The sequence below is a fragment of the Pseudoalteromonas sp. Isolate3 genome (genome assembly GCF_022398505.1).
Lineage (GTDB): Bacteria > Pseudomonadota > Gammaproteobacteria > Enterobacterales > Alteromonadaceae > Pseudoalteromonas > Pseudoalteromonas apostichopi.
Genome location: NZ_JAKEVN010000016.1, coordinates 25,036 through 51,173, shown reverse-complemented (window position 1 = coordinate 51,173; position 26,138 = coordinate 25,036). Strand labels below are relative to the sequence as shown.

The following is a 26,138-nucleotide window of genomic DNA, read 5'->3' as shown; positions in this document are numbered from 1 at the left end:
TTATATATCAGTTAGTTAACATACTGCACTTTGTTAACTAACTGTAATTTTTGACAGAAAACACACACAAACTGTACTTTTCCTGCACAACTCTCAGAAATTTCTAATACGAAAGGGGTGGATTGCGTGATAGGATTTAACTGTCAACTTTATTCAAGAGTGTATATATATGAGTAGTTCAGCCTTTTTATTATTAGATCCAGAGCCAATTAACACTATTGGCATAAACGTATTAGAGCCATTGTTAAAAACACAAGGACTTGCAGTGACATCTGGTACTGATATCTCTGAAGTACCAGAAGGAACACGCTTGTTATTTATTGAAACTTCAAGCACTGATCCGTGGGGTAAGTTAAAAGAACAACTAGTTAATCTTCGAATGAAATGCGATATCGTACTGTTTAACTTAGATGAAAACCCTGAACTTGCTAACCGTGCTCTATTAAGTGGTATTCGTGGTGTATTTTACACAACAGATAATGCAGATGTGTTAATGAAAGGCATTCGTTTATTACTTGAAGATCAACTATGGTACCGCCGCGATATCATGTGTAACGCACTAAATCGTATGTTGCAGTTCAATAAAGATGCACTCCACAAATTGACAGATGGTGATATCGAACCGGTTAAACTTACTAAACGTGAAAAAGCAATTATCTCACTAATGAGTAAAGGTTCGAAGAATAAAGAAATTGCTGAAGACTTAAGCATCAGCCCACATACAGTTAAAACTCATTTATATAGTGCATTTAGAAAAACTAAATGTCGTAACCGTATCGAGCTATTGTCTTGGGCACAGCAAAATATTCCAGACGAAATTCGTTAAACCAAACATCCTACTAGTTAAAACAGACGCAGCCGCGTCTGTTTTTGTTTCTGGTTGCTAAACACTGCAATTGACTTTATGCTCAAACTGATTGCAAAACACCGGAAATACAATGCTCGATTCTGTTACTTTATATTACGCCAGTGCAGCCATGATGGCAGTGATGACCCTTCTTAACTATCTTACATGGCGAACCAATAAAAAAACTCCGGGTACTTTACTTTATATTTTCTATCCTTTAGTGATGTTTGCATCTGTAATGAGTTTTGCATTACATGGCCACATCAATAATATTGCCAGTGTTGGCATTGCAAATACGTTGCTCTTTAGTGCCTCCATTATTCATGTACTCGCTATTTGCCAGTTTTTAAATGCCAAATGCGTTGGCTTTAAAACCTTTATTGCTATTACCGTCGTACTAGCTATCAGTATAATTTACCTTGCCTCCGACAGCGCAGAATTACGTAGTCGAATTCTGGTTTCAGACCTTCAACATATCGTTGAGGTACTATTTTTACTGGCTTTATTCATTCGTAATGGTCGTAAAAGTTACCCAAATGGCAGTATTGTTTATATTTTAATTCTCAGCATTCTTCTAGCGGTTTTCACAGGCCGTACTGTAATGATGGAAAATGTCACTGCAGCTAATCTACTATCTACAAATTGGTTTAGTATCCCTTTGTTGATAAATGGCGTCATCGCGCCGATCTTTTACGCAACAGGTATGGCACTTTTATGTAATGAACGTCGCGAACAAAACTTAAACCAATTAGCCGAAAAAGCGCATAAAGATCTAGAAATACGTGGCTTATTCTTATCAACTATCAGCCATGAGATACGCACACCATTAAATGGAATTTTAGGAAGTGCACAGTTAATAATGAATCAGTCGAGTGACCCACGAGATAAGCCTTACTGTGAGGCGATAATTAACTCAGCTGAATCACTAAACCTATTGGTAGATAAAGTACTCGACTATGCAAGCCTCGACCAACGTGATGAAGCGCTTTACGAAGAAGACGTAGAGTTTAAAACCTGGCTCAATAACCTCTGCCTTTTACTAAGCCCTTTAGCAGAGCAAAAACACTTAAAATTTGAACTTATTTACAACCTACCCGAACAAGCATGTTATTACTGCGACCAACAAAAACTCAGGCAAGTAATTATTAATCTTGTTGGAAATGCGATTAAATTTACCGACCACGGTGCCGTGAAAATCCATGTTAAACTGCTAAATGAAGGTCAATTAGATCACCTTGTGCGTGTTAGTGTAATAGACTCAGGTCCAGGTATTGAAGATGAAGAGATTGCATACCTAACAGAACCTTATGTACAAAGCAGCGCAGGTAAAGAAAAAGGCGGAACGGGCCTTGGCTTAGCGATCACCAGTCGTTTACTCGAAAAATTAGGCAGTAAACTGATTATTGAAAGTGAACTAGATAAAGGCAGTACTTTCAGCTTTGATATTCCTCTTGCTATTGGTGAACTCAGCTTAGTTGAACAACGCCATCAATCAAAAGATTACGTAACCGGTCTTGATGTTTTATTAGTTGAAGATCTCGATTTAAACCAGAAAATTGCCATTGAATTTATGGCCGATGATGAACACAAAATTAAGCTTGCTAAAGATGGTACCAGCGCAATTGAACTGATGCAGAAACATCACTTTGATGTAGTATTATTGGATATGAATTTACCAGATCTAACTGGCCAAGAAGTGCTGAAAAAGCTAAAAAATATTGACCATTTAAACCAACGAACCCCTGTATTAGCGTTTACCGCAAGCCTTAGTCCGGATGAAATTAAAGAGTACTTAGCACTCGGTATTAAAGACATTGTAGGCAAGCCAATAAAGCAGCAAAAACTACGCCAAGCGCTCAGTGATTCACAAACGAATCAAGCAGCAAGTATTGCCGTAGAACTGCGTGATACACTTTATGATGAAACGGCCGCAGCCACTCTTGTAAGTTCATTCAATGAAGATGAGATGTCATCAATTTACAACGAGTTTGTACTCTCAGCTAGAAACAAACTGATCCGCTGCCAGCAGCTCGTCGAAGACGATAAAGATCAGTGTATCAAGCTACTCCACCGCCAAGCTAGCACAGCTTTGCAACTAGGCTTTAACCGCTATGGTTTAGAACTTAAGAAAATTGAGCGTAGGCTACTCGATAACAAACCTTTGAAGGACTCATTAACTGATGCCATGGTACTTTGGCAAGAAAGCCTACAAGCCTATTTAAAGCATGTGAGAAATGAATTGGCATAGCGGTAACAAACTTGAGTTAATGAACTCAAGTTAAAAAGCCACTCTCTCGATCAGCATATTGCTGTATTTTAAAAACAAAAAGCCCCAGCAGATGCCGGGGCTTTTTAGTAAGGAAACTTAATTAAAAATTAAGCTTTCTTTGGACGCTCAACAACGTCTACTAAAGTCCAAGACTTAGTCTTAGAAATAGGAGCGCACTCAGAAATAGTAACTACGTCACCAGTTTGAGCTGTGTTGTTTTCGTCATGTACGTGTAGTTTAGTCGTACGTTTGATGAATTTACCATATACTGGATGCTTCACGTAACGTGCGATAGCAACAGTGAAAGATTTGTCCATCTTGTCGCTGATTACACGGCCTTGAAGAGTACGGATTTTATCGCTCATTATTGACCTGCCTTCTGGTTAATAACTGTTTTTACACGCGCGATATCGCGACGTACTGTTCTTAGCGTGTGTGTCTGAGCTAACTGACCAGTGCTTGCTTGCATGCGCAGGTTGAACTGCTCACGAAGAAGTCCTAGAAGTTCAGCATTTAGCTCTTCTACGCTTTTGTCTTTTAGTTCGCTAGCTTTCATTACATCACCGTCCGAGTTACGAAAGTTGTTGTGAATGGTAATTTACGCGCTGCAAGGTTGAATGCTTCACGAGCAAGCTCTTCAGAAACACCTTCCATTTCGTAAAGTACTTTACCAGGTTGAATTTCAGCAACCCAATATTCAACAGAACCTTTACCTTTACCCATACGAACTTCTAATGGTTTGTTCGTAATTGGCTTATCTGGGAATACACGAATCCAGATTTTACCTTGACGCTTTACGTGACGTGTCATAGCACGACGAGCTGCTTCGATTTGACGAGCAGTCATACGGCCACGGCCAGTAGCTTTCAAACCGAAAGTACCGAAGCTTACTTTGTTACCGTTTTGCGCTAAACCGCGGTTGCGGCCTTTGTGCATTTTACGGAATTTTGTACGTTTTGGCTGTAACATTACTCGCTACCTCTACTTAGCACTTTTTTTGGCTTTCTTTGGCGCGCGTTTAGCTGGCTTCTCTTGCTCTTGTACTAGTGGTAAACCACCAATAACTTCGCCTTTGAAGATCCAAACTTTAACACCAATGATACCATAAGTGGTTAAGGCTTCAGAAGTTGCGTAGTCGATATCAGCACGAAGAGTATGTAGAGGTACACGACCTTCACGATACCATTCTGAACGTGCGATCTCAGCACCGCCAAGACGACCGCTAACTTCAACTTTGATACCCTTTGCACCAATGCGCATTGCATTTTGTACCGAACGCTTCATAGCGCGACGGAACATAACACGACGCTCTAGCTGTGACGCAATACCGTCAGCTACTAGTTGTGCATCAAGTTCAGGCTTACGAACTTCAGCGATATTAATCTGAGCCGGAACACCTGCAATCTTAGTTACTGCTTGACGTAGTTTTTCAACGTCTTCGCCTTTTTTACCGATAACAACACCAGGACGAGCTGTGTGAATTGTTACACGGATAGATTTAGCTGGACGCTCAATAACGATTTTAGACACAGAAGCCGCTTTTAATTCCTTAGTAAGGAATGTACGTACTTTGTGATCGCCAAAAAGCTGATCAGAGAAATCTTTTGAATTCGCGTACCAGGTAGAAACCCAAGGTTTAGAGATACCTAGGCGAATACCAGTAGGATGAACTTTTTGTCCCATTACTTATACTCCTAGCTATCTGAAACCACAACAGTGATGTGGCTTGTACGCTTAAGGATGCGGTCTGCGCGTCCTTTAGCACGTGGCATAATACGCTTCATTGTTGGACCATCGTCCACAAAGATCGTAGTTACACGAAGCTCATCAATGTCAGCACCTTCGTTATGCTCTGCGTTAGCAATAGCAGACTCAAGTACTTTCTTAACTAATACAGCCGCTTTTTTAGGGCTGTACGCCAGGATTTCTAGAGCGCGATCAACCGGAAGTCCGCGGATCTGATCTGCAACTAGACGTGCTTTTTGCGCCGAACCAGAGGCGAATTTATGTTTAGCTAATGCTTGCATTTATCATTCCCCTCTTAACGTTTCTTCGCTTTCTTATCCGCAGCGTGACCGCGGTAAGTGCGAGTTGGTGCAAATTCACCTAGTTTGTGACCGATCATTTCGTCTGTGATGAACACAGGAACGTGCTGACGACCATTATGGACAGCGATGGTCAATCCGATCATGTTAGGTATGATCATTGAACGACGGCTCCAAGTTTTAATTGGCTTCTTGTCACCGCTTTCCAACGCTTTCTCTACCTTCTTCAGCAAGTGTAGGTCAATAAAAGGACCTTTCTTGAGAGAACGTGGCATGGCTATTCCTCAACTATTATTTAGTACGACGACGTACGATAAATTTATCAGTACGCTTGTTCTTACGTGTCTTAGCACCTTTAGTCGGTTTACCCCATGGAGACACAGGATGACGACCACCAGATGTACGACCTTCACCACCACCGTGCGGGTGATCTACCGGGTTCATGGCAACACCACGAACTGTCGGACGGATACCACGCCAGCGATTTGCACCAGCTTTACCTAGTGAACGAAGCATATGCTCAGCATTACCTACTTCACCAAGTGTTGCGCGACAGTCAGATAGAACTTTACGAACTTCGCCAGAACGAAGACGTAGAGTTACGTATTGACCTTCACGAGCAAGGATTTGAACGTATGCACCAGCAGAACGTGCGATTTGCGCACCTTTACCTGGTTTTAATTCTACGTTGTGAACAGTCGAACCTACAGGCATGTTACGCATTGGTAACGTGTTACCAGCTTTGATTGGTGCATCAATACCAGATTGGATTGAATCACCAGCTTTTAAGCCTTTAGGTGCAATAATGTAACGACGCTCACCGTCTGCATATAATACAAGAGCGATGTTTGCGCTACGGTTTGGATCATACTCTAGACGCTCAACAACAGCTGGAATGCCATCTTTAGTGCGTTTAAAGTCGATTACACGGTAATGATGCTTATGACCACCACCGATGTGACGAACCGTGATACGACCTTTGTTATTACGACCACCAGACTTAGAGTTTTTCTCTAGTAGTGGTGCGTAAGGTTTACCCTTATGTAGATCTGGGTTAACCACTTTAACCAGGTGACGACGACCCGCAGAAGTTGGTTTACACTTTTGAAGTGCCATAATTCTAACTCCCCTTATTACTCGGCGCCGCCGACAAAGTCTAGCTCGCTACCTTCTTTAAGAGTAACGTAAGCTTTCTTCCAGTCTGAACGACGACCGAAACGCATGCCAGTACGTTTTGTTTTACCCTTAACGTTTAGTGTGCGAACACCAGTTACTTCTACTTCAAAAAGCTTTTCTGCTGCAGCTTTGATTTCAGCTTTAGTTGCATCAGAAGCTACTTTGAAAACAATCGTGTTGTTTTCTTCAGCAGCGATAGTGCTTTTTTCAGAGATGTGTGGAGCAAGGATCACTTTTAAAAGACGTTCTTCACGGATCATGCTAGCGCCTCCTCAAGTTGCTTAACAGCAGCAGCTGTAATAAGTACCTTATCGAAAGCGATTAGGCTTACAGGATCGATACCAGCTACATCACGCGTGTCAACCTTGTATAGGTTACGTGCCGATAAGAAAAGATTCTCATCTACTTCTTCAGTCACGATTAGAACATCTTTAAGCTCAAGTTCTTTAAGCTTAGCAACTAGTTCTTTAGTTTTTGGTGCTTCAAGACCAAACTGTTCAACAACGATTAAACGCTCTTGACGAACTAATTCAGATAAGATGCTTTTGATCGCACCGCGGTACATTTTACGGTTTACTTTTTGGCTGTGATCTTGTGGTTTAGCTGCGAAGCTAACGCCACCTGAACGCCAAATTGGGCTACGAATTGTACCAGCACGTGCACGGCCAGTACCTTTTTGAGACCATGGTTTTTTACCACCACCGCTTACTTCAGAACGTGTCTTCTGAGCACGAGTACCTTGACGAGCACCTGCTGCGTAAGCAACAACTACTTGGTGTACTAATGCTTCGTTAAACTCACGTCCAAAAGTAGCTTCAGAAACTTCAAGAGCGCCAGAAGCGTCTTTAATTGCTAATTCCATCACTAAATCTCCAGGACTTATGCTTTAACAGCTGGTTTAACGATAACGTCACCGCCGATAGCGCCAGGTACTGCACCTTTAACTAAAAGCAAGTTACGCTCAGCGTCAACGCGAACTAGTTCTAAGTTTTGAGTCGTTACACGCTCAGCACCCATGTGACCGGCCATTTTCTTACCTTTAAACACCTTACCAGGTGATTGGTTTTGACCGATTGAACCAGGAGCACGGTGAGATAGAGAGTTACCGTGAGTAGCGTCTTGCATGCTGAAGTTCCAGCGCTTAACACCACCTTGGAAACCTTTACCTTTAGAAGTACCGGTTACGTCAACTTTGTTGATTTCGTTGAATAATTCAACAGTAAGCTCAGCGCCTACTTCAAAATCGCCTTCACCACCATTTAGGCGGAATTCCCACAGACCGCGACCCGCTTCAACACCAGCTTTAGCGAAGTGACCCGCTGCTGCTTTGTTTACACGGCTTGCTTTTTTAGTGCCTGCGGTTACTTGAAGCGCGTTATAACCGTCAGTTGCTTCAGATTTGATCTGAGCAATACGGTTAGGAGTCGCTTCGATAACTGTCACAGGGATAGATACACCATCTTCAGTGAAGATACGTGTCATACCCACTTTACGACCGACTAGACCTAATGCCATTTTCCTAAAACCTCTCTAATCTTCCGATTAACCCAGGCTGATTTGAACATCAACACCAGCAGCAAGATCTAAACGCATAAGAGCGTCAACAGTCTTGTCAGTTGGTTCTACGATGTCGATCAGACGTTTATGGGTGCGGATTTCGTACTGATCACGCGCGTCTTTGTTAACGTGCGGTGAAGTTAGTACAGTAAAACGTTCAAAGCGTGTAGGTAGTGGGATTGGACCACGTACTTGTGCGCCAGTGCGTTTCGCAGTTTCCACGATTTCCGCCGTTGATTGGTCAATCAAACGGTGGTCAAAAGCTTTTAGGCGAATACGAATGCGTTGATTTGACATTCTTAAACCTCAATATAAAGAGCATTTAAAAAGAGCATAAAAAAACGACCGAAACATACTTATTAATTAAGATGTCGGCTGTTCTCTTATATCTACGTTGAATTCCAAATCGGAATTCCTGTTTATTAGCTTGAAATCCAAGCTTAATTTTTCCTTCCAAGTTCCCGAGGGAATTTTGAAAGCCTGCGTATTATAGATAGATTGGTGATAAATGCAACAACTATTTTGAAAATCCCAAAGGTCTAAATTAAATTTTGTTTGTTTTTCGAACTTTATCAATAACATTAGCGTCTTTAAATTATACTTGGTTCGGTAAAGGAGCTAGAAAATCGCTTTTAAATGGTCAGTCCAGTTAATAATTGTTATTCTATGCTGCTTATTTTTGACCACACTCGGTCTATTTAATATCTACTAATAACTTTGGTGAGTTGATGCGTATCATTAATCGTTGTTTAAATTTCATTTCTGCCGGTATGAACCGCTTGTTTGTAAAAAGTAAGGTGCTACCAGAAAACCCGATTGAACAATACAATCTAAACCCAGCCAACCCGACCTTCTATATTGTTAGGCTTAATGCGCGTTCTGATTTAGCCGCACTCGCACGGGTATGTAAGAAATACGGTTTACCAGACCCAACCGAAGAACAGTTATTAGGTAATGCTGAACTTGATCGCTTTATTGGTATTCAAAACCCGCCACCGCTAATTGGTAACAAAAGTAAACCAAGCAATGCCCTGCAACAAGGCAAACAGATTATTGACCATCTGATGCAATCAGGTGAGAAAAACGTTCAAGTGATCCCAGTGACGATTTTATGGGGCAGAAACCCAGGAAAAGAAAAGCCTGGTTTGGGGACTTTGGTATCTCACTCATTAACTCCTAGCTGGTTTCGTAAGTTCTTTGTGCTGCTATTCTCTGGGCGCGATAACTTTATTCGTTTTAGTCAGCCGCTCGACTTATCTTTATTAGTAAATGAAAAAGCCGATGTTGATGAGCTTCCGCATAAATTATTACGTGTAGCCCGTGTACACTTTCGCCGTCAAAAACTAGCAGCGACAGGCCCGAAGATGCCATCGCGTGAGCAGCTTTTTAATTCGCTACTTGCATCACCAACAATTAAAAAAGCAATTCAAATAGAAGCGAAAGAAAAGAACATTAGCCAAGAGCAAGCTCGCCAAAATGCCCTTAAATTACTTGATGAGATTGCCGCCAATTACAGCGATGCAACTATTCGTGTTGCAGACCGTATTTTAACTTGGCTTTGGAATAAACTTTATAACGGTATTGATATTAAGTTTTCTGAACAAGTGCATGAGCTTACAGATAAAGGTCACGAGATTATTTATATGCCATGTCACCGCTCGCATATGGATTACTTATTGCTGACCTACTCTATTTACCATTTGGGCTTGGTTCCGCCGCATATCGCCGCAGGTATCAACTTAAACTTCTTCCCAGCAGGTGGTATTTTCCGTCGTAGTGGTGCTTTCTTTATTCGCCGCTCATTCGCGGGCAATAAATTGTATTCATCTGTATTTAAAGAGTACCTGAGCCAGTTATTTATCAAAGGCTATTCAGTAAAGTTTTACACTGAGGGTGGCCGTAGCCGCACTGGTCGCTTGTTACCCCCAAAAACAGGCATGCTCGCCATGACGTTGCAAGCCATGCTACGTGGCATTGATCGCCCTATTTCGATTGTTCCTGTATACATTGGTTATGAGCACGTAATGGAAATAAATACCTACTTAAAAGAGCTTGCTGGTAACGATAAGAAAGGTGAGTCGGTATTAGGTATCTTTAAAGCGATAAAAAACCTAAAAAACTATGGCCGTGGTTACCTAAACTTTGGCGACCCTATTTCGATTAATCAATACCTAAATGATCAACAACCTGATTGGCGTGAATCTATTCACCCAACTGATGTTCAGAAACCACAATGGCTTGGACCGCAGGTCGCCGAACTTGCTGATAAGGTAATGGTTAATATTAATAGTGCTGCTGCACTAAATGCAGTGAATCTACTTGCCATGATTTTATTAGTTAATGATAAACATGCATTGAGTAGACCTAAGCTGATTGCTCAACTTGAGTTTTATCTTCATTTACAACGTAGCGCAAGTTACAGTGAAAAGGTAACCACACCAGACGAAAGCGCAGAACAGCTACTAGAGCATGCACTCAAACTTAATAAGTTTGATGTTATCAGTGATGAATTTGGCGAAATTATCGCTATCAACGATAAAGAAAAAACACTGTTTAACTACTACCGAAATAACGTATTGCACTTATTTGCAGTTCCAAGCTTATTGGCGCTGCATTTATTCAAGGCACACAAAACGACCTTAGCAGAGTGCCAAGCCTTAATTGCGCGTTTTTACCCGCTGTTTGCCAAAGAGTGGTTCCTACATGAGTTAGATGAAAACTACATTACTCGGGTTCTAGCAAGCTTCGTTGATCAAGATCTCATTGAAATTGATGGCGATAACATCAAGATCACCAACAGCAACGACTGTTTAGCAAAACTCGAAATGCTAGGTCGTGCCTTAAACCTTACGCTACAGCGTTACGCTATCGTGGTTGGCTTTATTCAAACTAGCAGTGGTATTGAGCGTGAAGAACTTGAACACGAAAGCCAAGTGTTAGCAGAGCGCTTAGGCACCTTGCATGGCATTAAAACCCCAGAGTTCTTTGATAAAAAAGTGCTTATTGGTTTTATTTCAAGCTTACGTGAGCAAAAGCTAATTACCGAAACAGAGCAAGGCTTAACGGGCAGCAATGAGCTGTGTGAAGTGTATTTATATCTTAAAGCATTGCTGCCAGCACGGGTCTGGCAGTCAATTGATGATATAGTGCAAAGCCAAGCTCAGCATTCAGAAAATTAACGCTGGCGCATGACCCCTTCTTGGATCGTTGAGGCAACCAAATTGCCTTGACGGTCAAAGAACTGACCTCGTACCAAACCACGACCAGAACTCGCACTTGGGCTATCAACCGAATATAAAATCCAATCATCAAGTCTAAAAGGACGGTGGAACCACATTGCATGGTCAATCGTCGCAACCTGCATATTCGGCTGCATAAACGATACACCGTGTGGCTGTAATGCGGTTGGTAAAAATTCAAAATCAGACGCGTACGCAAGTAAGTAATTATGAATACGCTGGTCATCAGGCATCTCACCATTTGCTTTAAACCAAATATGCTTAACTGGCTCCATAACTTGTGGTTTGAACGGGTTATGGAAAGTCACAGGACGCATTTCAATCGGTACTTCACGGATGAACTTATTACGAATTGGTTCAGGAATAAGCTCTGCATTTGCTTGGTAAAATTCAAGAGATGATTTTAATTCTTCAGGCTGAGGTACATCAGGCATCTGCGCTTGATGTGATAAGCCCTCTTCTTCACCTTGAAATGAGGCGGTCATGTAAAAAATCGGCTTACCGTATTGAATTGCTTTTACACGGCGAGTACTAAAGCTTTTACCATCACGAATATTCTCGACATCATAGACAATCGGCTTTGCAGCATCACCTGGGCGTAAAAAGTAAGAGTGTAAAGAGTGAACAATACGCCCTTGTGGTAATGTTTCTTTTGCTGCAGATAGGGCTTGCCCCATTACTTGACCACCGAATACAGCTCTAAACCCTAAATCTTGGCTTTGCCCGCGATACAAGCCTTGCTCAATCTCTTCTAACGACATTAATGACAGTAGGTCATCTAATACTTGGCTCATTTATTTATCCTCAATCCCGACAAGCGTTTAATGATACTATAGACTAATTGGAAGTAAATCTTTGTAAGAGCACCTCATTATGGCTTATTGGCTTTTTAAAACCGAACCCGATGCATTTTCAATTGATGATCTAAAGAACGCACCTGAGCAAACCTCTATGTGGGATGGCGTGCGTAATTATCGAGCCCGCAACTTTCTTCGCGATGGTATCAAGCAAGGTGACTTGGTGATGATTTATCATTCAAGTTGCAAACAGGTGGGTGTTGCAGGTATCGCGACGGTAACTCGCGAAGCCTATGCCGACCCAACACAGTTTGATTTAAATAGCGATTACTACGATGCCAAAGCAACCGCTGATAACCCGCGCTGGTTTGTGGTCGATGTGAAATATCAATCACACCTTAAAAAGCTAGTTAGCCTGCAAGCAATTAAAGCCAATGAGTCAATTACCGAAATAGCCCTTAAAAAAGGCGGACGACTGTCAGTAATGCCGGTAACCGAACATGATTGGCAACAGATCATAGCAATGAGCTATTAAAGTAGCGACCATTTTTAATGAGCTGCTATTTTTGCTATAATTTCGCCCCTTTATTTTAGAGGTACTAAGGGGGATGTATGAAATTACTGTATTGGTTAGAGGAATGGACCAGTCTCCCCCGCGATGAGCAACAAAGCCTTATGCCTATGACTGGCGGTGACTTGCTCGGCGATGTTTATGTAAAATACCATATCATTGATGCCAATAAGCCCCTGCTAATTACCTTCTCTCCTGCTGGAACAAATTATCAAGAACATGATATCACTGATGATTTTTCGCCTTGGGCTTATAAGCTCGCGAAAAAGCAAGATGTGAATATTATCGCCTTTCAACATTTAGGCATTAGTAACTGGTTTAGACACCGTAATCTGTTGTTTTTCATTGAGCAGCTAGCACCACTGATTAGTGGGTTTAAAGAACGGTTAGGTTATGGCTTGAGTCGAGGAGGCTTTGCCGTTGGTGCATTTGCCAATCTATTAAAGCTTGATAAAGTTTTACTCTTTCACCCTGTTAGCACAAAAAACAAAGAAAAAGCGCCATGGGATGATCGTTCAAGCACCGAAATCGCGCAAAAATTCGATTGGAACGGTGACTACCACGATTTAGATTTAGGCCATGCAAAGGGTTATATTATTTACGATCCAACGAATCGCATCGACCGCGCTCATGCTAAACGTTACCCACAACTAACCCACTTACGCGTGTTTGGTATGGGCCATAGTGTTCATGCAACATATTTAAATAAGTTTGGCTTTTATAAAGATGTTGCTGTTGATTTTATTAGCCACCAGCAAGTTGATATAGCCCAGTTCCGCCAACAAACAAAAACCCTGCGCTTTAAAGAAGACTATTATCGTCGTCTAAATAAAGCAAACAAGAGTTCGCCACATCGTTTAGCCTTACTAAGCACCGCGCATACAATTTTAGCAGAAGAAAAAGCTGAGCATATGCAAGAACAAAAGGATGCGATTGATGTGCAACCGCTGATTGATGTTGCAATCAAACATCAAGATGAACACCCAAACGATGCTATTAAGGTATTAGAAGTAGCGCAGCAACTCTCACCGGATGACCCTGTGATAGATCATAAACTAAAACAGTTGAAGTGATACAGCAGCTTGAAGCCTTAAGGCGTAAGTTAACCCTTGGGTTTTACTTTGCGGTGTTTTTTGACCCGTCCGTGTTTGGGGATAATTGTTAAGTACATCACTAAAGCTAACCACGAAAAGAAGATGATACCTATTAACCAAGCATTCTTTTCGTGGCCCTGAGTGCGTTTACTATTGAGCACAATGACCACAGGTAAGATGTAGGCACTCAATACAATAATTAAAAACGCAACTTCACTCATAAATACCAATTCGCTTAATTAAGTGGTCCATTTTGAGGCAATAAAACCTTGTTGATAGCAAGGCAAAAATTTTGTTATTTAGTTGTTCTAAATGAGGAATTTTTAACGCAGTTAGCAACAGGTTTAATCCCTCAAAATGATTAAGTATTATTGCGGATTGGTACTATACCAACGCTGACCAATCAACTTCGTCGCTCAAAACACGCTCCGCAGCAATATAATGCAAAATATCTCCCTCACTTACTACATAATCAAGTGGCGGGTTTAAGTCCATATTTTTTGCACTCAAGTTATGTGCGACACCCAGTAGTATAGCATCGTGACTATATTTAAAGTGATGAAACAGCTTGCCAAATTCCATTGCTTGCACGCCTTTTGGAATTGGTAAACTAAATTGAGTATCCCCGTGTAGTGTCGATAACAACTCTTCTTGCACGCGGCTTGAACCTGGGTCTTGCATTGAACGCACTAATATCTCTGCTGATTTAGCACTGCTACATTCTACATTGTGGCAATGCTCATGTAGCATTTCGATTTTAGTTTCATCAGTAAAGTGCGCACTGATGTGGCACTGTTCATTGACCAACTTGCTAATACGCAGGGCTGTTGTAAACGTTTGGTCATCATCTTGGCCATCAATTATAATTTTGTCGGCGCGATCAATGGCGATTCTTTTCAACTCATCTAAGTCAGTAAAGCTACTTAGCCGAGCAAAATCAACCATCGGATTTGCTAAAAATGGATGTTCCATTTGCTCTGTGACCGCCAATAGAATACGACGATCTAAACGTTTATGATCGGCCAAAATATAGTCAACCATCTTCTTAGTCCGTGTATCGTGCCAACCAAAGATAATTATGTGATTGTTTATATGTGCGAAGCTTTTATCACCCGTCATAGCGCGCCTAATTAAATAAGTTACTGTTTGCCCTGTTTTTCCTAACAGAACGCCAAATAATGCTAAACCAAAAGGTATTTGTAGTAATGCGACAATCCAACGGCCAAGCTCTGTGCTAGCGCTAAAGTCGCCATAGCCAACTGTTGATGTTGTTACTACATAATAATAAAAATAAGTACTGAGTGGTGTGAGCGCTTGCTCTCCTGCAAGCATAAGTAGCCACCAAATAAGTAGCATATGCAAAAGCGTAGTAAATACCACAGCCTGCCAACTTACTTGATCTATATGACTGCGAATAAGTACCACTAAACGATTAAATATATGATGCATAATCCTTGCGATTTATAGTGGAGGAAATTATCGATACGGTACTGTAATGCTTGCTCTTTGGCAACTGATGGAAAATTCCTAATGCATGTCGATGAAAAATAATAGTAGACTATACTATCTCTGTATTAGGTATTTAGGGTGAAATATGTCAGGTGTTCTTGCTTCTGTTGATAAGCGTACGCAACTGGTCGGTGAAAACCGCTTAGAGCTTTTGCTATTTTACCTACACAGCCGCCACTTATTCGCACTCAATGTGTTCAAAGTGAAAGAAGTGGTCAAGTTACCGCAAATTAGTAAAATTCCCCATGCGCATCCTAAAGTGTCTGGGGTCGTAAATATTCGCGGCGAATCCATTCCGGTGATTGATTTACGCAAAGCGATAAACATGCCAGAAGCTAAACACATCGAAGATACAAACCTCGTTATCACTGAGTACAATCGCACCGTGCAAGGCTTTTTAATTGGTAAAGTTGATCAAATTGTCAATATGACATGGTCAGATATCATGCCGCCGCCAACTGCTATTGGTAAAAATCACTACCTAACTGCCTTAACGAAATTGAAACGTGATGACCAAGAGCAGTTGGTTGAAATTATTGATGTAGAAAAAGTGCTCGCCGAAATCGTTGAATACGAAGTCCAAATATCTGAAGATATTCTTGATAAAAGCATCGTGAACGAATTTGCAGGCCGCAAAATTCTTCATGCCGATGATTCACCTACAGCACGTAAGCAAGTAAGCGATACATTATCGCAACTTGGTATCGAAATCATACCTGCTCGTAACGGACTTGAAGCACTTGAGATGTTAAAAGGCTGGGCTGATCAAGGCAAAGATGTTGAGAAAGAACTACTTATGGTGATCACCGATGCTGAAATGCCAGCAATGGATGGCTACCGTTTAACACACGAAATTCGTAACGACAGCCGAATGAAGAACTTACATATCGTTCTTAATACATCCCTAAGCGGAAGCTTTAACCAAGCTTTAGTTGAGAAGGTTGGCTGTAATGCCTTTTTATCCAAGTTCCAGCCAATACTATTAGTAGAAGAAGTTCAAGCTCGCTTAAAAGCCGTGCTAGAGCAAGACTCACAGTAATCGCTATAGCATCTGTTTTTAAACGCATCAGCTAAAGCAACGGCGTCGCAATTTGCCAATTATCGTTATTCATGATTTATTGGCATTATCGATTCGACGACAACAATAAAAACTATGCTAAATCGCGTTGCTAAACCATTCACTAAACTAGTTGAGCGTTATCTACCCGACCCGTTTGTATTTGTTATTTTACTCACCTTACTGAGCTTCATCGTTGCAAGTCTCTTTACTCCGTCAACGCCCACGCAGGTACTCGCGGCTTGGGGAGGTGGGTTTTGGAACCTATTACAATTTGCCATGCAAATGCTGCTGGTGCTGCTAACGGGCTACATGCTAGCGAGTACCCCTGTTATGCGCAGCATACTCAACAAACTTGCAACTCTCGCCAACAGCCCTGCCAAAGCGATCATACTCGTTACGCTCGTGTCTTTATTGGCTAGCTGGCTAAATTGGGGCTTTGGTTTAGTGATTGGCGCTTTGTTCGCCAAAGCAATTGCGAAACAAACCCGCGTTGATTACCGTTTACTAGTTGCCAGTGCTTATTCTGGTTTTATTGTTTGGCATGGCGGCTTAGCCGGCTCAGTACCGCTGACTATCGCAACCGATGGTCACTTTTCACAGCAAAGCATTGGCATAATAGGCACCGAGAACACGATCTTTTCAGCATTCAATATCGCCATCGTTGTGGGCTTATTTATTATTATGCCGCTGGTAAATCGCTATATGTTGCCAAGCGAAAAAGACAGCGTTTATGTTGACCTAGCAAAGCTTGAAGATGAATCACAACAAATAGCGACGCCTACCCGCCCTGCCGAAGTCATCGAGCACAGTCGCTTGCTTGGTATGGGGGTAGGTGCCGTTGGTCTTGCCTATTTATTCTATTATTTTGTGCTAAACGGTGGCGGCTTAAACTTAAATAGCGTGATCGCTATTTTCTTATTCAGTGCAATTTTACTGCATCAAACACCACATAATTTACTAAGCAGCTTACAACAAGCAATCCCCAGCGGCGCTGGTATTGTCATTCAATTTCCATTTTATGCTGGGATCATGGCGATTATGGTAAAAACGGGACTCGCTCAACAAATCTCTGAAGGGTTTATTGCCATTGCAACCGCCGAGACACTGCCATTTTGGAGCTTTGTAAGTGCAGGGTTTGTGAATATATTTGTGCCATCAGGCGGCGGCCAGTGGGCAGTGCAAGCGCCGATTGTCATTCCAGCCGCACAAACACTTGGCGCTGATATGCCACGAGTTGCTATGGCGGTTGCATGGGGCGATGCCTGGACCAACCTAATTCAACCGTTCTGGGCACTCCCTGTGCTTGCTATTGCAGGCCTAAAAGCAAAAGACATCATGGGCTTTTGTCTTGTGCAGCTGATCATCACCGGCGTGTTTATATCTTTGATGCTGAGCTTTTATCCTTAACTCAAAATTAGGAAGTGAAAAAACACTTCCTAATATTTAATATTGCAATGCTTATTAACTTGCTAAAATCTTCATTGGTAAGCTTAGGATTGCGCTTTCTGAATCGGCAAAGTGCATCATCACTGCCACATGACCTGCAACAACCAGTGCGTACATTACCGCTGAGAAGCCTTGCCCATAAGTATCAAGAGGGATGAGGTGTGAGTAGTGACGTCCGCGCCACTCAAAGATAATCTCAAGTGCCCCTACAAATAAGAAGAACACAAGTAGCATCAAACCAAAGGTGTAGCTTAGCCATAAGCCAAATAACACACCTAATAAACACACACTTAGACCTATCCATGAACGCATCGAAAAACTAATACTTTTAAGTACATGGCCGCCATCTAAGGGCAGAATAGGTAACAAGTTGAATAGGTTTAACAGTGCACTGAGTACCGCCACACCAGCGAATATTTCCATTTCAGTGGCGTAGTAAAGCACGACTCCCAGTACTGAGGTAATTAAGCCAAAAGCGGGCCCCATGAGTGAGATCACCACATCTTGCCATCGCGTGGTAATTTTATCATCGGAAACAGCCAAACCACCAACAAAGGGAATAAGGTAAATACCTTTAGTTTTAATGCCAAAATATTTCATAGCACGCACATGACCATATTCATGTACAACCAAGCAAGCAATTAACATTAAGGCAAATTCAATGGAAAATAACCAAGCGTAGCCTGCCACCGAAGCACCCGCTAAAGCTGCTTTCACTACTTTTGCACTTTTGAATAATTTAAAACCCAGTGCCAGCAAACCTATAATGCCGCGTTTTGGTTCAGCTTCTTGTAACTCAGGTAAAGCAAGTTGGCTCACCTGCTGCTGGTTAACAAAAATTGCTAAGCTTTTTTCGTGCACTTTACTGGTATCAAGACCAATACGCTGCCCCTGAAAATCAAACTCATAAAGTTCGAGCTCTGGGTTATCGAAGGCAATTGCTTGTTGTTGATGAAAAAGCTGAATTAACTGTGAGCCATTTAAATGCAAAATAAAGGTTTCGTCTGCGAGACTCAGCTGAAGTCTGACCATAGTTCTTATATATACGAATAAAAAGTGCGGCCATTATACTTAGGCCTTGCAAAATTACTAATTTCCTTTAGGGACAAGGTTGTGTATTTTTTACGCTATAAAACAGGTAAAAAACATGACTAAATACCTTTTATCTACTACTTTTAACTTTAGCGTTCTTGTTCATGGAGTGAATATGGTGAAGTCAAATAGACACATTCTCGTAGTAGATGACTCTAAAGCCATCTTGATTGTTATGCATGCCATTTTAAATGAGCTTGAGGTTCCGCATATAACAACTTGTCTAAGTGCCGAAGAAGCATTAGAAAAGGTGAAAAAAGCCCCTCACTTTTTTGATGCTATTTTTACTGATCTCAACATGCCAGACATGGATGGTATGGAGCTTATTCGTCATTTAGGCTCTATGAAGTACCATGGAGCAATTGCTATTATTTCGGAAATGGATCCTAAAGTTATTGACCTTGCTGCTGATCTGGCACGTAAGCATAACGCCCACTTAATTGGTAATGTCACTAAACCGGTACAGCTAAATCAGGTTTATTTACTACTGCAAAAACTTGAGCACTTTGCTATTCATGTTGAGCGCACCAAAACCCCTATTTCTGAGTCACTGTTACTACACGCTATCAGCCATAATGAAATTATTCCGTTTTATCAGCCTAAGATTAATCGCCATGATAATCGGGTCGAAAGTATTGAGGTACTTGCCCGTATAAATACTAGCCAAGAAGAGGAAATAATCTTACCGGATCGTTTCATTTGCATAGCTGAAGACCTAGATTTAATAAACCTCATCACATTTCAATTATTTGAAAAGGCGACTAACGACTTTGCAGAAATCAAAGAGCAGTTTGATCCTAACTTAAAATTGGCGTTTAACTTATCACCCTCACAGCTCGAGGACTTAAGTTGCCCAGATAAACTCGCTTTAATACTTCACCTTAACAATTTAACACCAAGTGAAGTAATTTTAGAAATTACCGAACAGTATGCGCTCCGTAGTACTGCTCAACTTGAAACACTCAACCGCCTGAGAATGCGCGGTTTTGGTATTTCACTTGATGACTTTGGCACAGGATTTACTAATGTTCAGCAGCTAAAAACGCTGCCATTTACCGAAATAAAGATCGATCGCACCCTGATTAGCAATATTGAAACCGACCAGTTTTCACAAGTGATTGTTAGTAGTTTGGTGAATATAGCAATTCAAGAAGACCTTGCCATTGTTGCTGAAGGCATTGAGCGTGTGGAAGAGCTTGAGTACCTTGACCGCTACAAAGAGTTTATTTTAATGCAGGGCTTTTTACTGTGCCGCCCGAAGGCCAAAGAAGATTTTTTAAATTGGTCACTCTCATGGCGGCAAATGGTAAAGACGGCAGCAGGACACCGCCGTTAAGGATTACGCTTATCGTCACTAACGATGGTATTACTCGATGCTAAACGTTGTCGCCAGCGCTGTTTGGCGACTTTTTGCATATTAGCTGATTGATCATGCTCATCAACAATTTCAAGTCCCATTAATGCTTCAATTAAATCTTCAAGAGTAACAATGCCTTGTACATCACCGTACTCATCTACCACTAAACAAATGTGAGTACGCTCTGACAGTAAAGTCTCGAGTAATGTAGGCACATGCAAGGTTTCTGGTACCGTGTAAATAGGCTTAACGAGCTTACTAATTTTATAGTCTTCACCTAAGCGATGATAAGCCAGCATGATGTCATTTTTATGCACGAAGCCAATAATATCGTCACCATTTTTGTCATACACCAATACCCTTGAAAACGAAGACGAACCATGTTCCGACAAGTATTGGTTTACAGTTAAATCTTTATGCACTTTAAAAAGCACCGTACGTGGCGTCATTAAGGTATCGAGTTTGGCATGACGAAAATGCAGCAGGCTGCGAATGATTTCAGATTCATCTTGCCCAAGCGCTCCTGACTCAGAGCCAATATCAGCCATTGCTTCAATCTCTTGGCGGATGTAATAAGCTTCATCGTAATTACGCCCCAAAAAGCGCGTTAAGATATCTGCAAACCACACAAAAGGTTTTAAAATAAATACCAACCAAATGAGGCTCACACTAACAATGGGGGTTAATCCTCGCCAATAATTAGCGCCTAATGTTTTAGGAATAATTTCAGAAAGCACCAGTACTAATAACGTCATAATTGCGGAGGCAACGCCAACTGCTGCATCTGAAAACACCACTGCAGCTTGTGCGCCAACGCCAGCGGCGCCTGCCGTGTGCGCTATGGTATTTAACGTCAGTATTGCTGCTAAAGGTTGGTCTATATTATCTTTAAGCTTACCAACACGTTTTGCCAGTTGCGGTTGTTGCTTTCTGAGCATGGCAACATAACTTGGTGTAATACTTAACAGTACCGCCTCCATCACTGAGCACAAAAACGAAACCGCAATGGCAACAAACATATAAACAAGTAACAATGTCACTGTAAGCCCTCTTAAAAAGTTAACCTGCTCACCATAGCAATTGAAAACCACAAGCTCAAACCCGACTGCAATCTAACGCAGAGCACTTTTTGGGTAATTTGCAGCGTGCTATATTGGTTTAAATTACCTTCAACAGGCGAAACTATGACACTTTCAACTACTTGGCTAAGCCAATCAGCCAAGCTAAAAACAACATTTAGTGCATTAGCGCTATGTGCATTAAGCAATACTGCAATGGCCGCTGCCATTGATAAATCAGCGGTGCAATTTATTGGTCCTCTTGGCGAAGATATGCAACTTAAGCCATATCAAACGGACCATCGTGATGCCATTATTGCCAACCTATTACCTAGCTTACAGAAAAGCAGCAATAGCATTCGTGTATTTGGTAATGAGCTTGACTGGCAATCATTCGACAAAATTAGTGCGCTAACACTTGGTGGTTTACAAGCCCTTAAATTTACCGCCTCAGCTGAGCGCTTTAGCCAAGGCTCATTAACGCTTAAAGGCATTGAAAACGCACAGCTATTTATTGATGGTGAAAAGCAAACAGAAAAGAATAAAAGCTATGAGCTAGCTTTAAGCCAAGGCGATCATCAGTTTGTTATCATTACTGAACAAGTTGCCAACTGGAATGAGGTTGAGCTTGATTTTACAGCTAAGTCTGAACTAGATGCTGTGCAATTTAGCGCTAAACAACAACACGGTTTGTCTGCTAAGCAATTATTCGATGCGCCAACGGTAAGTTATATTTCAATGGCGCCAAATGGCGATTACTTCATTACTAGCCAACGTCATTACGAAGATGCAACCGCTAATCAAGCGCAATATGTTACTGAGCTTAAAGACGCCAAAAACAACACCCTTTATCGTTTTGAGTCAGCCCAACCGAGTAACATTACTTGGAGCCCAGATAGTAAAACTTTAGTGTATCTATTAAATGGCGAGCTTAAACGTTTAAACCTAAAAACCATGCAACTTAACGTGATTGCTAAAAACCTTGCTGGTGCAAATGGTTTTCAGTTTTTTGATAACAACAGCTTAATTTTTAGTTGGTCAAAATCTCCAACAGATAATGGTAAGCTCACTAAACATTATCAAGGCCTGCAAGACCGTTGGTCTTATGCTCGTACTACATCGCAAGTATATTTACTCGATATCGCTACAGGTCTAAGCAAAATCTTAAGCCAAGGCCCGCTTAGCCATTCACTTGAAGATTTTGATGCTAAAAACGGCCACGTTTTAATGAGCCGCTCAGCACAAGCAATGCAGCTATCACCACAACCCGCAACTGAACTTGTTGAGTTAGACCTAACTACATCGGCCCTCACAGTACTTGGTCAATACAATACCTTTAATCAGGCTAAATATACTGATGACGGTATTTATGTCACTGCCGGCCCTGATTTTAATAATGGCTTAGGTCGTAATCTTCCTGAAGGAATGCTTGCTAATAACTATGACGGTCAACTTTATCTACTGAGCCGTGACGGTAAAAAAGCCAGCGCTCTAAGTAAAGAGTTTAACCCAGCTATCGGCCAGTTAAATGTGCTTGATAATGGTGATGCACTAATTAAAGTTACCGAGCGAGACACTGTGCAGCTTTATCAATTCGACTTGAGTAAAAAACGTTTTAATAAAGTGAATACGGGCTTTGATGTTGTTGAGCAAGTTAGCTATTCACACGAACGCACCCCGCGGATCTTGGTTACCGGCACCACAGCGTCAACACCTCAGCAGTTAAAACAACTACACTTAGGTAAGAATCGCGCTAAAGTATTGTGGGACTCTAAGCCAATTGGCTATGAAGATACTCAAGTAGCCTCACTGGAAGAGTTTAACTTTACTAATAAAGATGGCATTGAAATTAAAGGCCGTGTTTATCTGCCCCATGATTTAGATAGCAATAAACAATACCCTGCACTGGTTTATTACTATGGCGGTACATCGCCTGTAACACGTGGTTTTACGGGTCGTTACCCATTTAACTTATGGGCTGAGCATGGCTATGTTGTTTACGTTGTACAACCTACTGGTGCAACAGGTTTTGGCCAAGAGTTTTCAGCTAAACACGTAAACGCATGGGGTGAGTACACAGCCAACGACATCATTGACGGCACAAAAGCCTTTTTAGATAAATATAGCTTCGTAGATAGTAAACGTGTGGGTAATCTAGGTGCATCCTACGGTGGCTTTATGACCATGTTATTAGCAACCAAAACGGATATGTTCAGTGCATCGATTGCCCATGCGGGGATTTCAAATATCACCTCGTATTGGGGCCAAGGTTGGTGGGGTTACTTATACTCAGCTGAGGCATCTAAAAATAGCTACCCTTGGAACAATCCTACACTTTATAGCCAACATAGCCCTGTGTTTCATGCTGACAAAGTAACAACGCCGTTATTACTACTTCACGGTGACTCAGATACCAATGTACCTGTTGGTGAAAGTCACAATATGTACACGGCATTAAAATTATTGGGTAAGGATGTTGAGCTGATTGAGTACAAGGGTGCTGATCACCAAATATTTGCTCGCGATAAGCGCTTTGATTGGTGGAATACGATGTTGGCTTATTTTGATAAAAACTTAAAAGATCAGCCACAATGGTGGCAATATCTTTATCCTGAAAAGTAGTTTAGTTATTTAACTGGGCACTCGTTGAGTGCTCAGTTTTCCCTCTATTTAAAAAACGCTAAGCTATTAAATTGTAAGAAATAGTTACAAACTTCGCCATGACACTTCTCAGCCTTTGCCATACAGTGCTAACATAACAACAAATCAAGTGTGAAATTAAAGCGAATGACTATTCAAGTTTTATTGGTTGAAGACGACGAATTACTCGTTAAACGCATTCTTAATCATTTTAAAGAAACTGAGTTTAATATTGAGGTAGATTCAACGGGTGCAGATGCACTAAGCATTGTGCAATCACGTGCTTCGTCTAAAGAAGCAATTTCTCTAGCAGTTATCGATATTGTATTACCAAAGCGCGATGGGCTGCTTCTTGCCAAAGAACTTAACGCCTTAACTGATATTGGTGTTATTGTACTGTCTAGTCGTGACTCGCAAGCTGACCGTATTGCCGGACTTGCACAAGGTGCCGATGACTACATTTGCAAGCCAGTTGACTTACTAGAACTTGAACTAAGAATGCGCGCCCTTTTTAAACGTATAAAAGGCTCACAGCATGATGATGAAAGTGAAGAATTTATAGAATATTCCGACTTTAAACTGCACCCAGATAACCGCACATTGATCACTCCTAATGGTGAAGAGTCTCGTCTTACAGAGGCAGAGCACAAGGTACTTATTTGTCTTATTGCAAATGCTGGTAAGGCCACATCACGTGAAAAAATTTCCGAAGAAATTGGTCAACCTGACTGGAGCCCAAGCGATCGTACCGTTGATGTACTTATTGGCCGCTTACGTAAAAAGTTAAGCGATGAAAAAGACCAAAAACGTATCGTTACCGTTCGCGGCAAAGGCTACATGCTGTCTATTTAACAAGCTTGCTAATACTGCGTTAGTTGGCTAATTAACCGTTCAAAGGCGCGATAATTCAGCGCCTCTTTTAATTCGTTTAAGGTAATTGAAGGCTGCGCTTTTAAGTCGCTAATGGTACGCGCAACTTTAATAACACGATGATACGAGCGGGGTGATAAGGCCAGTTTTTCACTGGCTTTTGCTAAAAAGTGTAGCTCAGCAGTTGCAAGCGTACAATGTATGCTCATTTCTTTATTATTCAATCGCGCATTCACTTTACCTTGTCGATTAAGCTGAATTGTATAGGCTCTTTCGACTCTGGCTCTCACCTGTTCACTACTCTCTTCCACTTGCGTGCTCTGTAATTGGCTACTGGTAAGTCGCGGCAGCTCAATTTGTAAATCAATCCTATCGATAAATGGCCCAGACACCCGAGATAAGTACCGCAGAACTTGATCTGGTGTTGCACGTTTATCGGTATGACTTCCTGTGGGGCTAGGGTTTAATGCGGCGATTAGCTGGAATTGCGATGGAAATTCCATTTGTCGTGCCGCTCGCGATATAGTCACCACGCCCGTTTCCATTGGTTCACGCAGTGAATCGAGCACTTTTCTTTCGAATTCGGGCAGCTCGTCTAAAAACAGTACGCCATTATGAGCAAGGGAGATTTCACCCGGCTTAGGGTTCGAAGAACCACCGACTAGGGCAACTGCAGAGCAAGTATGATGAGGGTTTCTGAAGGGGCGTTCACGCCAATTAGATAAATCAACCGATTGACCAATAATAGAATATAACGCGGCAGTACTAATTGCTTCATCATCGGACATAGTTGGCATAATCGTTGGCATGCGCTGGGCAAGCATTGATTTACCAGTACCTGGAGGACCAAGAAACAGCAAATTATGGCCACCAGCGGCAGCAATTTCGAGCACTCTTTTTGCGCCAGGCTGGCCTTTCACATCGCTTAAATCGAGTAGTGAATCACGCTGCGACTGCTGTTCTGGATAGCTAATATTAAGTGGTAAAGGTTGCTGATTTAATAAGTCATTCCAGACATCTTGTAAGGAGTAAACGGCTTTTCGAGAAACGCCCGACACTAGGCTTGCGAGGTTATCGTTTTCCGCGGGTAAGAAACAACAGCGGCCCAGCTCTTTTGCTCCCAATACCGATGGTAAAATAGCGTTAACCCCTCTTACTTCACCATTTAAAGCCAACTCTCCGTAAAACTCATATCGATGTATATCAGGGCAGTTTATTTGCCCAGAGGCGACTAAAATACCCACAGCAATAGCCAGATCAAAACGACCACCCTCTTTAGGCAAATCGGCAGGTGCAAGGTTGACGGTTATACGTTGGTCAGGAAAACCAAACTGTGAGTTTTCGAGAGCACTACGCACTCTGTCTTTCGACTCTTTGACTGATGCCTCTGGCAAGCCAACGATATGAAAAGCTGGCAAGCCATTTCCTAGGTGTACTTCAACAATTACTTCAGGGGCTTGCACACCTACTTGTGCACGTGAAAATATTCTAGCTAAAGACACAATCCATGA

27 protein-coding genes are annotated in these 26,138 nt (G+C 41.7%); 10 read left to right on the top strand and 17 right to left on the bottom strand.

From position 1 onward, the window contains the following. Positions 1-169: 169 nt before the first annotated feature. Entirely contained in the window at positions 170-826 is a 657-nt protein-coding gene (locus L1D46_RS05770; RefSeq protein WP_063701100.1) for a response regulator transcription factor, read from the top strand. Positions 827-938: 112 nt separating this feature from the next. Next, positions 939-3,095, top strand: a complete 2,157-nt coding sequence (locus tag L1D46_RS05765; protein WP_239977047.1) for an ATP-binding protein — start codon at positions 939-941, stop codon at positions 3,093-3,095. Between the two features lie 128 nt (positions 3,096-3,223). On the opposite strand, the gene rpsQ is transcribed toward L1D46_RS05765, so the two are convergent. Genes rpsQ through rpsJ form a run of 11 tightly spaced genes read right to left on the bottom strand, consistent with a single transcriptional unit; the run spans position 3,224 to position 8,191 of the window. Further along, positions 3,224-3,481 (bottom strand): 30S ribosomal protein S17, encoded by a 258-nt coding sequence (gene rpsQ / locus L1D46_RS05760; protein WP_054552372.1) that lies wholly within the window; start codon positions 3,479-3,481, stop codon positions 3,224-3,226. Then, a complete protein-coding gene (gene rpmC / locus L1D46_RS05755) occupies positions 3,481-3,672 on the bottom strand; it encodes a 50S ribosomal protein L29 (protein ID WP_054552371.1) in 192 nt (63 codons plus the stop codon). The genes rpsQ and rpmC overlap by 1 nt, the downstream gene beginning before the upstream one ends. Continuing rightward, positions 3,672-4,085 (bottom strand): 50S ribosomal protein L16, encoded by a 414-nt coding sequence (gene rplP / locus L1D46_RS05750; RefSeq protein ID WP_036974208.1) that lies wholly within the window; start codon positions 4,083-4,085, stop codon positions 3,672-3,674. The genes rpmC and rplP overlap by 1 nt, the downstream gene beginning before the upstream one ends. Before the next feature lie 12 nt (positions 4,086-4,097). Next, entirely contained in the window at positions 4,098-4,799 is a 702-nt protein-coding gene (gene rpsC / locus L1D46_RS05745) for a 30S ribosomal protein S3 (RefSeq protein ID WP_054552370.1), read from the bottom strand. A gap of 11 nt (positions 4,800-4,810) precedes the next feature. Further along, entirely contained in the window at positions 4,811-5,143 is a 333-nt protein-coding gene (rplV, locus tag L1D46_RS05740; protein WP_004588690.1) for a 50S ribosomal protein L22, read from the bottom strand. 14 nt (positions 5,144-5,157) lie between these two features. Next, a complete protein-coding gene (rpsS, locus tag L1D46_RS05735; RefSeq protein WP_010376377.1) occupies positions 5,158-5,436 on the bottom strand; it encodes a 30S ribosomal protein S19 in 279 nt (92 codons plus the stop codon). A gap of 16 nt (positions 5,437-5,452) precedes the next feature. Continuing rightward, complete coding sequence (gene rplB / locus L1D46_RS05730; protein WP_130050277.1) at positions 5,453-6,277, bottom strand: 50S ribosomal protein L2; 825 nt, start codon at positions 6,275-6,277, stop codon at positions 5,453-5,455. Positions 6,278-6,294: 17 nt separating this feature from the next. Continuing rightward, complete coding sequence (gene rplW / locus L1D46_RS05725) at positions 6,295-6,597, bottom strand: 50S ribosomal protein L23 (protein ID WP_054552368.1); 303 nt, start codon at positions 6,595-6,597, stop codon at positions 6,295-6,297. After that, entirely contained in the window at positions 6,594-7,199 is a 606-nt protein-coding gene (gene rplD / locus L1D46_RS05720; RefSeq protein ID WP_062568199.1) for a 50S ribosomal protein L4, read from the bottom strand. The genes rplW and rplD overlap by 4 nt, the downstream gene beginning before the upstream one ends. 17 nt (positions 7,200-7,216) lie before the next feature. Further along, positions 7,217-7,852 carry a 50S ribosomal protein L3 gene (gene rplC, locus L1D46_RS05715; RefSeq protein WP_036974218.1) on the bottom strand — a complete coding sequence of 212 codons (636 nt, stop codon included), beginning with the start codon at positions 7,850-7,852 and terminating at the stop codon, positions 7,217-7,219. A gap of 27 nt (positions 7,853-7,879) precedes the next feature. Next, the gene (rpsJ, locus tag L1D46_RS05710; RefSeq protein ID WP_002957900.1) at positions 7,880-8,191 is read right to left on the bottom strand and encodes a 30S ribosomal protein S10; all 312 of its coding nucleotides are present in this window, start codon (positions 8,189-8,191) and stop codon (positions 7,880-7,882) included. Between the two features lie 431 nt (positions 8,192-8,622). Here rpsJ and plsB point away from each other — a divergent pair, with 431 nt between their 5' ends. Then, positions 8,623-11,073 (top strand): glycerol-3-phosphate 1-O-acyltransferase PlsB, encoded by a 2,451-nt coding sequence (gene plsB / locus L1D46_RS05705; protein WP_167658234.1) that lies wholly within the window; start codon positions 8,623-8,625, stop codon positions 11,071-11,073. Here plsB and tesB read toward each other — a convergent pair. Next, the gene (tesB, locus tag L1D46_RS05700; RefSeq protein ID WP_130050275.1) at positions 11,070-11,927 is read right to left on the bottom strand and encodes an acyl-CoA thioesterase II; all 858 of its coding nucleotides are present in this window, start codon (positions 11,925-11,927) and stop codon (positions 11,070-11,072) included. The two genes, plsB and tesB, sit on opposite strands and share 4 nt — an antisense overlap. A 79-nt stretch (positions 11,928-12,006) precedes the next feature. Between tesB and L1D46_RS05695 the strand changes: the two genes are divergently transcribed. Then, on the top strand, positions 12,007-12,465 hold the full coding sequence (locus tag L1D46_RS05695) for an EVE domain-containing protein (RefSeq protein ID WP_239977046.1): 459 nt from the start codon (positions 12,007-12,009) through the stop codon (positions 12,463-12,465). A 77-nt stretch (positions 12,466-12,542) separates the two neighbouring features. Further along, positions 12,543-13,574 carry a cytosolic protein gene (locus L1D46_RS05690; protein WP_239977045.1) on the top strand — a complete coding sequence of 344 codons (1,032 nt, stop codon included), beginning with the start codon at positions 12,543-12,545 and terminating at the stop codon, positions 13,572-13,574. Between the two features lie 29 nt (positions 13,575-13,603). On the opposite strand, the gene L1D46_RS05685 is transcribed toward L1D46_RS05690, so the two are convergent. Together L1D46_RS05685 and L1D46_RS05680 are read right to left on the bottom strand one after the other, a co-directional pair. Next, complete coding sequence (locus L1D46_RS05685) at positions 13,604-13,816, bottom strand: hypothetical protein (protein ID WP_130050272.1); 213 nt, start codon at positions 13,814-13,816, stop codon at positions 13,604-13,606. A gap of 163 nt (positions 13,817-13,979) precedes the next feature. Continuing rightward, positions 13,980-15,044, bottom strand: coding sequence for a potassium channel family protein (locus tag L1D46_RS05680; RefSeq protein WP_054563927.1), 1,065 nt, complete (start codon positions 15,042-15,044; stop codon positions 13,980-13,982). A gap of 145 nt (positions 15,045-15,189) precedes the next feature. On the opposite strand from L1D46_RS05680, the gene L1D46_RS05675 reads away from it, so the two are divergent. Both L1D46_RS05675 and L1D46_RS05670 read left to right on the top strand, forming a co-directional pair. After that, on the top strand, positions 15,190-16,143 hold the full coding sequence (locus L1D46_RS05675) for a chemotaxis protein CheV (protein ID WP_130050271.1): 954 nt from the start codon (positions 15,190-15,192) through the stop codon (positions 16,141-16,143). Between the two features lie 114 nt (positions 16,144-16,257). After that, positions 16,258-17,571 carry a TIGR00366 family protein gene (locus tag L1D46_RS05670; protein ID WP_130050270.1) on the top strand — a complete coding sequence of 438 codons (1,314 nt, stop codon included), beginning with the start codon at positions 16,258-16,260 and terminating at the stop codon, positions 17,569-17,571. 54 nt (positions 17,572-17,625) lie between these two features. Here the strand turns inward: L1D46_RS05670 and L1D46_RS05665 are convergent, their stop codons facing one another. Continuing rightward, entirely contained in the window at positions 17,626-18,642 is a 1,017-nt protein-coding gene (locus L1D46_RS05665; protein ID WP_130050269.1) for a site-2 protease family protein, read from the bottom strand. Positions 18,643-18,817: 175 nt separating this feature from the next. Between L1D46_RS05665 and L1D46_RS05660 the strand changes: the two genes are divergently transcribed. After that, entirely contained in the window at positions 18,818-20,038 is a 1,221-nt protein-coding gene (locus L1D46_RS05660) for an EAL domain-containing response regulator (protein ID WP_130050268.1), read from the top strand. Here L1D46_RS05660 and L1D46_RS05655 read toward each other — a convergent pair. Continuing rightward, positions 20,035-21,099 (bottom strand): hemolysin family protein, encoded by a 1,065-nt coding sequence (locus tag L1D46_RS05655; RefSeq protein ID WP_130050267.1) that lies wholly within the window; start codon positions 21,097-21,099, stop codon positions 20,035-20,037. The two genes, L1D46_RS05660 and L1D46_RS05655, sit on opposite strands and share 4 nt — an antisense overlap. A gap of 144 nt (positions 21,100-21,243) precedes the next feature. On the opposite strand from L1D46_RS05655, the gene L1D46_RS05650 reads away from it, so the two are divergent. Together L1D46_RS05650 and L1D46_RS05645 are read left to right on the top strand one after the other, a co-directional pair. After that, the gene (locus L1D46_RS05650; protein ID WP_239977043.1) at positions 21,244-23,739 is read left to right on the top strand and encodes a S9 family peptidase; all 2,496 of its coding nucleotides are present in this window, start codon (positions 21,244-21,246) and stop codon (positions 23,737-23,739) included. 165 nt (positions 23,740-23,904) lie between these two features. Next, a complete protein-coding gene (locus tag L1D46_RS05645; protein WP_130050265.1) occupies positions 23,905-24,609 on the top strand; it encodes a response regulator transcription factor in 705 nt (234 codons plus the stop codon). Positions 24,610-24,617: 8 nt separating this feature from the next. Here L1D46_RS05645 and L1D46_RS05640 read toward each other — a convergent pair whose 3' ends face one another. Beyond that, positions 24,618-26,129 carry a YifB family Mg chelatase-like AAA ATPase gene (locus tag L1D46_RS05640; RefSeq protein ID WP_130052228.1) on the bottom strand — a complete coding sequence of 504 codons (1,512 nt, stop codon included), beginning with the start codon at positions 26,127-26,129 and terminating at the stop codon, positions 24,618-24,620. Positions 26,130-26,138 lie beyond the last annotated feature (9 nt).

Bases quoted from the DNA above. Each gene is read 5' to 3' on its own strand.
- L1D46_RS05770 (WP_063701100.1), top strand. From the start codon at position 170: ATGAGTAGTTCAGCCTTTTTATTATTAGATCCAGAGCCAATTAACACT.
- L1D46_RS05765 (WP_239977047.1), top strand. From the start codon at position 939: ATGCTCGATTCTGTTACTTTATATTACGCCAGTGCAGCCATGATGGCA.
- rpsQ (WP_054552372.1), bottom strand. From the start codon at position 3,481: ATGAGCGATAAAATCCGTACTCTTCAAGGCCGTGTAATCAGCGACAAG.
- rpmC (WP_054552371.1), bottom strand. From the start codon at position 3,672: ATGAAAGCTAGCGAACTAAAAGACAAAAGCGTAGAAGAGCTAAATGCT.
- rplP (WP_036974208.1), bottom strand. From the start codon at position 4,085: ATGTTACAGCCAAAACGTACAAAATTCCGTAAAATGCACAAAGGCCGC.
- rpsC (WP_054552370.1), bottom strand. From the start codon at position 4,799: ATGGGACAAAAAGTTCATCCTACTGGTATTCGCCTAGGTATCTCTAAA.
- rplV (WP_004588690.1), bottom strand. From the start codon at position 5,143: ATGCAAGCATTAGCTAAACATAAATTCGCCTCTGGTTCGGCGCAAAAA.
- rpsS (WP_010376377.1), bottom strand. From the start codon at position 5,436: ATGCCACGTTCTCTCAAGAAAGGTCCTTTTATTGACCTACACTTGCTG.
- rplB (WP_130050277.1), bottom strand. From the start codon at position 6,277: ATGGCACTTCAAAAGTGTAAACCAACTTCTGCGGGTCGTCGTCACCTG.
- rplW (WP_054552368.1), bottom strand. From the start codon at position 6,597: ATGATCCGTGAAGAACGTCTTTTAAAAGTGATCCTTGCTCCACACATC.
- rplD (WP_062568199.1), bottom strand. From the start codon at position 7,199: ATGGAATTAGCAATTAAAGACGCTTCTGGCGCTCTTGAAGTTTCTGAA.
- rplC (WP_036974218.1), bottom strand. From the start codon at position 7,852: ATGGCATTAGGTCTAGTCGGTCGTAAAGTGGGTATGACACGTATCTTC.
- rpsJ (WP_002957900.1), bottom strand. From the start codon at position 8,191: ATGTCAAATCAACGCATTCGTATTCGCCTAAAAGCTTTTGACCACCGT.
- plsB (WP_167658234.1), top strand. From the start codon at position 8,623: ATGCGTATCATTAATCGTTGTTTAAATTTCATTTCTGCCGGTATGAAC.
- tesB (WP_130050275.1), bottom strand. From the start codon at position 11,927: ATGAGCCAAGTATTAGATGACCTACTGTCATTAATGTCGTTAGAAGAG.
- L1D46_RS05695 (WP_239977046.1), top strand. From the start codon at position 12,007: ATGGCTTATTGGCTTTTTAAAACCGAACCCGATGCATTTTCAATTGAT.
- L1D46_RS05690 (WP_239977045.1), top strand. From the start codon at position 12,543: ATGAAATTACTGTATTGGTTAGAGGAATGGACCAGTCTCCCCCGCGAT.
- L1D46_RS05685 (WP_130050272.1), bottom strand. From the start codon at position 13,816: ATGAGTGAAGTTGCGTTTTTAATTATTGTATTGAGTGCCTACATCTTA.
- L1D46_RS05680 (WP_054563927.1), bottom strand. From the start codon at position 15,044: ATGCATCATATATTTAATCGTTTAGTGGTACTTATTCGCAGTCATATA.
- L1D46_RS05675 (WP_130050271.1), top strand. From the start codon at position 15,190: ATGTCAGGTGTTCTTGCTTCTGTTGATAAGCGTACGCAACTGGTCGGT.
- L1D46_RS05670 (WP_130050270.1), top strand. From the start codon at position 16,258: ATGCTAAATCGCGTTGCTAAACCATTCACTAAACTAGTTGAGCGTTAT.
- L1D46_RS05665 (WP_130050269.1), bottom strand. From the start codon at position 18,642: ATGGTCAGACTTCAGCTGAGTCTCGCAGACGAAACCTTTATTTTGCAT.
- L1D46_RS05660 (WP_130050268.1), top strand. From the start codon at position 18,818: ATGGTGAAGTCAAATAGACACATTCTCGTAGTAGATGACTCTAAAGCC.
- L1D46_RS05650 (WP_239977043.1), top strand. From the start codon at position 21,244: ATGACACTTTCAACTACTTGGCTAAGCCAATCAGCCAAGCTAAAAACA.
- L1D46_RS05645 (WP_130050265.1), top strand. From the start codon at position 23,905: ATGACTATTCAAGTTTTATTGGTTGAAGACGACGAATTACTCGTTAAA.